This is a genomic window from Devosia sp. Leaf64 (assembly GCF_001421945.1).
GTDB lineage: Bacteria > Pseudomonadota > Alphaproteobacteria > Rhizobiales > Devosiaceae > Devosia.
The window spans coordinates 52,873-60,246 of record NZ_LMLO01000021.1 but is presented as its reverse complement, the minus strand read 5'-3'; the positions used below and the strand labels follow the sequence as shown (position 1 = coordinate 60,246).

Annotated in this window: 10 protein-coding genes; 7 read left to right on the top strand and 3 right to left on the bottom strand. The window is 62.2% G+C overall.

Annotation, left to right across the window (positions count from 1 at the left end):
* Positions 1–185: 185 nt before the first annotated feature.
* Positions 186–818 carry a diguanylate cyclase gene (locus tag ASE94_RS13275; RefSeq protein ID WP_062630813.1) on the bottom strand — a complete coding sequence of 211 codons (633 nt, stop codon included), beginning with the start codon at positions 816–818 and terminating at the stop codon, positions 186–188.
* 143 nt (positions 819–961) lie between these two features.
* On the bottom strand, positions 962–1,417 hold the full coding sequence (locus tag ASE94_RS13270; RefSeq protein ID WP_062630812.1) for a YcgN family cysteine cluster protein: 456 nt from the start codon (positions 1,415–1,417) through the stop codon (positions 962–964).
* Between the two features lie 133 nt (positions 1,418–1,550).
* On the opposite strand from ASE94_RS13270, the gene ASE94_RS13265 reads away from it, so the two are divergent.
* Both ASE94_RS13265 and ASE94_RS13260 read left to right on the top strand, forming a co-directional pair.
* Positions 1,551–3,707, top strand: coding sequence for a PBP1A family penicillin-binding protein (locus ASE94_RS13265; RefSeq protein WP_062631334.1), 2,157 nt, complete (start codon positions 1,551–1,553; stop codon positions 3,705–3,707).
* A 166-nt stretch (positions 3,708–3,873) separates the two neighbouring features.
* Complete coding sequence (locus tag ASE94_RS13260) at positions 3,874–4,125, top strand: hypothetical protein (protein ID WP_062630811.1); 252 nt, start codon at positions 3,874–3,876, stop codon at positions 4,123–4,125.
* Positions 4,126–4,159: 34 nt separating this feature from the next.
* Here the strand turns inward: ASE94_RS13260 and ASE94_RS13255 are convergent, their stop codons facing one another.
* The gene (locus tag ASE94_RS13255) at positions 4,160–4,609 is read right to left on the bottom strand and encodes a hypothetical protein (protein WP_156352156.1); all 450 of its coding nucleotides are present in this window, start codon (positions 4,607–4,609) and stop codon (positions 4,160–4,162) included.
* A 164-nt stretch (positions 4,610–4,773) separates the two neighbouring features.
* Between ASE94_RS13255 and ASE94_RS13250 the strand changes: the two genes are divergently transcribed.
* From ASE94_RS13250 to ASE94_RS13230, 5 genes are all read left to right on the top strand, one after another.
* Entirely contained in the window at positions 4,774–5,349 is a 576-nt protein-coding gene (locus ASE94_RS13250; protein ID WP_062630809.1) for a DUF1214 domain-containing protein, read from the top strand.
* Positions 5,346–5,891 (top strand): hypothetical protein, encoded by a 546-nt coding sequence (locus ASE94_RS13245; protein ID WP_062630808.1) that lies wholly within the window; start codon positions 5,346–5,348, stop codon positions 5,889–5,891. Before ASE94_RS13250 ends, ASE94_RS13245 begins: the two co-directional genes overlap by 4 nt.
* On the top strand, positions 5,891–6,226 hold the full coding sequence (locus ASE94_RS13240) for a YnfA family protein (RefSeq protein ID WP_062630807.1): 336 nt from the start codon (positions 5,891–5,893) through the stop codon (positions 6,224–6,226). The genes ASE94_RS13245 and ASE94_RS13240 overlap by 1 nt, the downstream gene beginning before the upstream one ends.
* A gap of 57 nt (positions 6,227–6,283) precedes the next feature.
* The gene (locus ASE94_RS13235) at positions 6,284–6,652 is read left to right on the top strand and encodes a VOC family protein (protein ID WP_062630806.1); all 369 of its coding nucleotides are present in this window, start codon (positions 6,284–6,286) and stop codon (positions 6,650–6,652) included.
* A 127-nt stretch (positions 6,653–6,779) separates the two neighbouring features.
* A complete protein-coding gene (locus tag ASE94_RS13230; RefSeq protein ID WP_062630805.1) occupies positions 6,780–7,349 on the top strand; it encodes an NUDIX domain-containing protein in 570 nt (189 codons plus the stop codon).
* The last annotated feature ends 25 nt before the right edge of the window (positions 7,350–7,374 follow it).

Genomic DNA, 7,374 nt, shown 5'->3' with positions numbered 1-7,374 from the left:
CCCCTCACCCGCCGCTAAGCGGCGACCTCTCCCCCAGAGGGAGAGGTGGGAGTATGGCCTTAGTCGCGGAGCGACACCTCTCCCTTAGGGGGAGAGGTCGGCCAAAGGCCGGGTGAGGGGGTCTTCCGGCAATAGAAAATGTTGAAGCAATAAAGCGGCGCTACTTACTGTCCGCTTCCTAAAACCTAAGCCGCCACGTCCCGCTTCTCGCCACCGCGCAGATCCGCAATATCGAGCCGACCCAGTCCCCGCCGCTGCGCCTTGCGCAGCGCCTGCTTGGCGATATCGAGCACATTGCGATCATAGGGCGGTTCCGGATTGACCACCGCCAGCCCTGCCCCGAGCGTCACCGCTCCAGCGTGGCTTTCCTTGTTGATCAGACCCTGACGACGCACGGCCTGGTTGATCTTCATCACCAGTTCGCGGCCCATCAGCATCGGCATATCGGGTAGCACCAGCACAAAACCGCTCTGGCCGAGCCGCATGCAGCTATCGTCCTCGCGCACGAGCAGCGACGCAATCAAACGCTCCAGCGTTTCCATGCAGTCTTCGGCCGCATCGCGCCCATAGGCGGAGAGATATTCGACATGACAGTCGATTTCGAGCGCCACGACGCAAAGCGACACGCGCCGCTCCGACGCCATCAGCCAGGCGCGCTGCAATTCTTCTTCGATGGGCCGGCCAGCGGGATAGCGCTTGCGCATGGCCTCGAGCGCCTCCGCTCCGCCGCTTCCGCGCAGCGCGGCATGGCGCCCCAGAATCGTCCGCACACGCTGCCAGAACCATTCTTTCTGGAAACTTTCGGTCATGCTCATCATGCCTGCCCCACCGCGGATATTGCCGCCGATCTGGTCACATCATGGTTAATCAGAAGTTACCAAGTTAACTGATTTGGCAAGTAGCAGCTTTGCTTACATATCGAAGAAACGCGAAACATAGGTGGCGCGTGACAATTTCGACTCTAAAGATGCTCGGGCGGTTCCCATTCGGGCCAATCCACCGCGTGCTCTTCCCATTCATCGGGATCGACTTCGGTTTCGAGAAAAGTCCGACCCTTCACCGACACCCCGACATCGACCACCGTTTGCGGATCGCCCGAAACCAGCGGATGCCACCAGGCCAGCCCCTTGCCTTCGGCGAGCCGGCGATAGGCGCAGGTGGTTGGGATCCACTTGATCTCGACCACATTCTCGATCGTCAGCTTGATGCAGTCGGGCACCTTCTTCTGCCGGTTGGGATAGTCGGTGCAGCCGCAGGTATCGCCATCGAGCAATTGGCAGCGCACGTCCGAGGTGATCAGCGTGCCGGTATCCTCGTCTTCGAGCTTGATCAGGCAACAGCGGCCGCAGCCATCGCAGAGCGCTTCCCACTCCGACGGGCTCATTTCGGCGAGCGATTTTTCTTCCCAAAAGGCCATGCGGGGTTCGTTCCGTTTATCCTGTTGCCCGTTTGCGCTTGTCTTTGGCGCAAGGCAATCATATTCCAGCGATGCGATTGAATTGGCACCCGGCTCAAGTCACATTCGAGCGACGTGATCCAAGGGGTTGGGCGTGCAGGATCCTTTCTATAGCAAGCAAAAACGTCCAAAACGCGCCGGCGGCATGTTGGCCGCCGATGCCTGGCTCGACTCTTCGCTTTACGAATTCTGGCAGGCCCTTGGCCGCGGTTATACCCGCTACCAGGATTTCATGAGCCGGTTTCACGTCACGGGCTTCAAGCGCTTCATCGTCGAAATCCTCTCGGACGCTTTTACCTTCGGCGCTATCGGCGCGGTGTTGATGACGGCGCTCGCCATGCCCGCCTTTTCGATCATCGATCGCGGCGCCTTCAACAAGGCCGAGGATTATTCTGTCGTGTTCCTCGATCGTTTCGGCACCGAAATCGGCCGCCGCGGCATTCGCTCCGACGATAGCGTCGCGCTCGACCAGATGCCCGATTATCTGATCAAGGCGACCCTTGCGACCGAAGACCGCCGTTTCTACGACCACTTTGGCATCGACATCGTCGGCACGCTGCGCGCCCTTGCCTCAAATGCCCAGGGCGACAATTCCACCCAGGGCGGCTCCTCGCTCACCCAGCAGCTCGCCAAAAATCTCTTCCTCTCCTCCGAGCGCACCTTTGAGCGCAAGATCATCGAAGCCTATCTCGCGATCTGGCTCGAATGGCACTATTCCAAGGACGAGATTTTAAAACTCTATTTCGACCGCGCCTATATGGGCGGCGGCAATTTCGGCGTCACTGCCGCGGCCGAATATTACTTCGGCAAGCGCGTGCAGGACATCAACCTCGCCGAAGCCGCCATGCTCGCCGGCATGTTCAAGGCCCCGACGCGCTATGCGCCACACGTCGATCTCGCCGCTGCCCGCGGCCGCGCCAATCTCGTCCTCTCCAATCTCGTCGCCTCGGGCTTTCTGACCGAAGGCCAGGTAACCGCCGCCCGTCGCCACCCCGCCTCGCCCATCGAGCGCACCGCCGACGTCAATTCGCCCAATTACTTCCTCGATTGGGCCTTTGACGAAGCCAAGCGCATCATCGACGAGACCGGCGCGCAGGGCAATAATTTCACCGTCCGCACCACCATCGATACGACCCTCCAGCGCTATGCCGAAGAAGCCGTGACCTCGGTCGTACGCGAACAGGGCGAGCAGTATAAGGTGTCCCAGGCCGCCATGGTCGTCACCGACACCCAGGGCGCCATCCGTGCCATGGTCGGCGGCACGGACTACGGCAAAAGCCAGTTCAACCGCGCCATCGTCTCGACGCGCCAGCCTGGCTCCTCCTTCAAGCCCTTTGTCTATGCCGAGGCCTTCGAGCAGCTTGGGCTAAAACCCTCCGACACCATTTCGGACCGTCCGGTCTGCATCGGCGATTGGTGCCCGCAGAATTATGGCCGCAATTACAAGGGCCAGATTTCCCTGCAATCAGCCTTTGCCGCTTCTATCAACACGGTCCCCGTCACCCTCTCGATCAAGACCGGCCGCGACACCATTGCCGCGCTCAGCCATCGCATGGGCCTCCGCGCCGATTATCCGGTGACCCGTTCGCTCGCCCTTGGCGTTGCCTCGGTTTCCGTCCTCGACATGACCTCGTCCTATGCGGTCTTTGCCAATGACGGCCTCAAGACCCCCGCCTTCGGCATCACCCGGATGACGACGCTCACCGGCGATCCCGTCTGGGAATATGATCCCGACGCCCCGCGCGAGCGCATCCTCTCCGAGCAAACCGTCGCCTATATGAACCAGATGATGCGCGCCGTCGTCACCAGCGGCACCGGCTCGCGCGCCAAGATCGAAGGCGTCCCGACGCTGGGCAAGACCGGCACCACCACGTCCTATCGCGACGCCTGGTTCTGCGGCTTCACCGGAAATTATGTCGCCGCCGTTTGGTTCGGCAATGATGACTATCGCCCGACCAACAATCTCACCGGCGGCACGCTGCCCACAGTGGCCTGGCAGAAGTTCATGGCCTATGCCCACACCAATATCGAGATCAAGCCGGTCTTCGGCGTCGATTTCGTGCCCGAGCAGACCATCGTCGCCGATGCCGCAGCTGTCCCCGCTGAAGACGCCGCCGAGCGCCCGCCCAATCTGACCCCGGCCGCCGCCCGTAAACTCCTCGATCTCGCCGATCGTCTCGACATCGCCATCAAGGATCTGGCGCCGGTTTCCGATCAGGCCAGCGCCCCTGCCCCCAGCGCCGGGCTCTGAGCCCGGCGGCGCCGCCCCGCAGTAAACCCCTGTCGCTGCCCTATTTTCACCGCATCTTTTGCTCATCTGATGCCGGCGCTCACCGTTTCGTGAGCGCCAAACAGCGATGCACCGGCCGGTTTCCGGCACGGGCGCCATTCGCGATCAACAGATCAAAGGATGAGTCATGAAAACAACGATTCTCGCCGCTGCTTTCGTTTTCGCCGGGACCGCCACCGCTTTCGCCTGCACGCCCGAAGAGCTGCAGACCAAAGCGATGGAGCTCTCGACCAAGGTGCAGGAAGTGGTTGCCGCCAATCCCGACAAGGCCACCGAAGTCAGCCAGAAATTCACCGGTCTCCAGACCAATCCGCCGACCGATGTCGAAGCCGCGTGCAAGGCCTATGACGATCTCATCGTCGAACTCGACGCCATGTAAGTTTCGGCGCGGCGGTCCCCCGCCGCGCTCACTTCTAGTGCCGCTTGTAGGTCCCGATAAACGACACATTGAGCCCGCCGCATTGGCCATTGTCGTCGACCTCGAGCGCGTCCCCGTTCAGCGTCATATCCACCCAGCAATCATAATGCCCGGCTTCGCTTGTCGGGATGATCTCGTCGCCCGTCGAGGCAATGGTGACATTGTTGTCCTCGATCCAGTCGGCCGGAATGTTGCCTGCAAATCCCCCCACATTGATGGCGCCCATCGCAGCACTTTCGGGATCCTCGGCGCCATAAGTGGCATAGCCCTCAACCGCCAAACCGCCATTGGCGCCCGGCGTGATGGTGATCTCCTGTTCGGGTCCCCCGCTCCACGTTCCGATCCATCCGGATAGGTCGCCGGCGGCCACCGTCTTGTCCTTGGCCATTGCGGGGCTCACCGCCACTGCCAAAAGCCCAAGCGCGATCCAAATCCGTCCCTGCATAAACATCTCACCCGTCTTGATTCATCTGATCCGGCTATCGCTATTTTGCGTCTGCGGCATCACCATGGCTTTCGCCCCCGCCGCTTGATTGCTATAGCCTTGGCATGTTCGCAGCGCTGCCGGTTCAGCACGTCATGCCCAGATATCGAGGAAGCTGAACTCAAGTGCGGTTTGTCCTGCTTCTCCTCTTTTCCATCGCCGTCGCCCTCGTGACCGGCTTTGGTCTTTCCTATTACGCGCTGACCGATGGCCGCCTCTTCGGCGCCGCGCAAATCGGCGCCTGGGTGTCCTGGCCCGATCTCGGTTCCGACGCGCCCAATCCCTATACCCGCGGCCATCTCACCCGCGAAGCCGCGCTCCAGCTTGGTCGTGCCGAAGGCCTCCAATTCCTCGCCACCACCGACACCGCCGGCGAGCCGCTCGATCTCTCCTGCACCTATACGCTCTCCGGCCACGTCCCGGTCTCGAGCTTCTGGACGCTCGTTGCTGTCGATAGCGCCGGCCAGAACCTTGCCGCCCCCGGCACCGATCTTGCGATGCGCTCGAGCCAGGTCGCCCGCGACAATTCCGGCGCCATGACCATCCATGTCGGCAAATCCCTATCCCCCGGCAATTGGCTGGAACTCGCTGGCTCCGGCCCCTTCAGCCTCGAACTGACGCTTTACGATACCACCGCCTTTTCCGGCTTCGGTTCGGGCAATGACACCATGCCCATCATCACGCGCGGAGACTGCGCATGATCCGGTTCTTGCTCTGGCTCGTCGGGGGCGTCCTTCTCGGCGGCATCATCCATATCGTCGTCATCCTGACCCTGCCGATGCTGGCCGAAGAAACCACCTGGTCGCGGGTCTCAGCCTTCGAAGCCAGCAACCGCATGGTCATCCTGCCGCCGGTCGAAGCCGGCCAGCCCAATCCGCTGGGGCTCGATCCCGATCTCGTCTATGGCCTCTGCCAGCTCGACCTTGCCGAAGGCCCCGCCTATCTTCGCGGCACCCTGCCCGATGCCTTCTGGTCCCTCGCGCTTTTCAACGAGGCCGGCATCGTCATCTATTCGACCACCAATCGCGACGGCATCGGCCAGACGGTCGATCTCGGCATTTTCAACGCCGCCCAGACCCGGCTCCTCGCCCAGCAGCAGCTCGATATCGAAGAAGGCCTCCTCGTCGTCGAAGCCCCCAGCGACAAGCTCTTTGCCCTCGTCCGCCTCTCCCCGCCGCACCAGGTCATGCGTACCCGCTTTGCCGAACGCCTCGGCGCGATTTCCTGCGGCCCGCGCGGCTGATGCCCGCTTTCGGCTCCGCCCTTCTCGTCTACGCCCTTGCCGCGCTCGCTGAAATCGCTGGCTGCTTCGCCGTCTGGGCCGTCTTCCGTTTGGGCAAGCCCATCTGGTGGCTCGTCCCTGGCATGCTCGCTCTCGCCGCTTTCGCCTGGCTCCTCACCCTCGCGCCCAGCGATCAGGCCGGCCGCGCCTATGCCGCCTATGGCGGGGTCTATATTCTCGCCTCGCTGATCTGGCTCTGGGCCGTCGAATCTCGCCAACCCGATATCTGGGATATTGCCGGCGGCGTGCTCGCCCTTGCCGGCGCCGCAATCATCCTTTTTGCTCCTCGCGGCTAAGCCGGCGTCGAAACGGCAAGTAGCCGTTCGTCGCGCAGAAAACAGAGGAGTGTTTTCATGTCGTCAAAAGTCTTCAACGTGCAGGGCGCCTATGCCGGCATGTCCGTCGCCGATCTCGATATCGCCCTTGTCTGGTACGAAAAGCTGATCGGCCGCCCGGTCGATGACAAGCCCATTCCCGGCATGGTGCAGTGGCGCAATATCGGCGGCGCCGGTCTTCAGCTTTGGCAAGACGAAACCAACGCCGGCCATTCGATCATGACCATCGTCACCCCCGATCTCGACACCGAAATCGCCCGCCTTGCCGCCTTCGACATCGCCGCCGTCAACGCCGCGAGCGGCCCCTTCGGCAAGGTCGCGCAGGTCTTCGACCCCGACGGCAACCGCCTTGCGCTGGCCGAACCACCCCCAGGTTTCGGCGGCTGATTTCTTTCTCGCATCACCACCGAGCCTGCCCCCACCGTCACCACCCGGCTCGTCCGGGTGGTCCATCTGAAGCCCAAGGCGCAGAACAGGATTTCAGTTCACGCGCTAGACGGTCTAAAACCTCTTCATGTCGCCCGAATCCTTCGCCCATACCCTTGCCACCACCGTCACCCGCTATCTCGCCGAGGTCGCCGCGCCGACCGAGCACCTCTCGCTACTCCGCTGGCAAATCGCCGAAGGTCACCGCCTCGACCTCCGCGAAACCATGCCGGGTCACCTCACCACCAGCGCCATCGTGCTCTCGCCCGATCACGCCCAAATCCTCGTCATCGACCACATCACCATCGGCCGCTGGCTCCAACCCGGCGGCCACTACGAACCAAGCCCCTACTTCCACCTCTCCGCCCAGCGCGAAGCAATCGAAGAAACCGGCGTCACCAGCCTAAAACTGCACCCCTGGCACCAAAATCATGACCTACCCTTCGTCATCGACAGCCACGAGGTCCCCGGCAAAAAATCCCGCAACGAACCGCCCCACATCCACCACGACCTCCAATACCTCTTCCTCGCCGACCCAAGCCAACCGCTGACCGCGCAGCTAGACGAGGTGAATGCCGCCAAATGGCAAAGCGTCGAAATGCTCTGGGAGTTCGCGCCTAAGGCCGCGGAACGACTGAAGGCTGTCGCTGTACCCTAGGCCCGCAGGGCCACCTCTCCCTCGG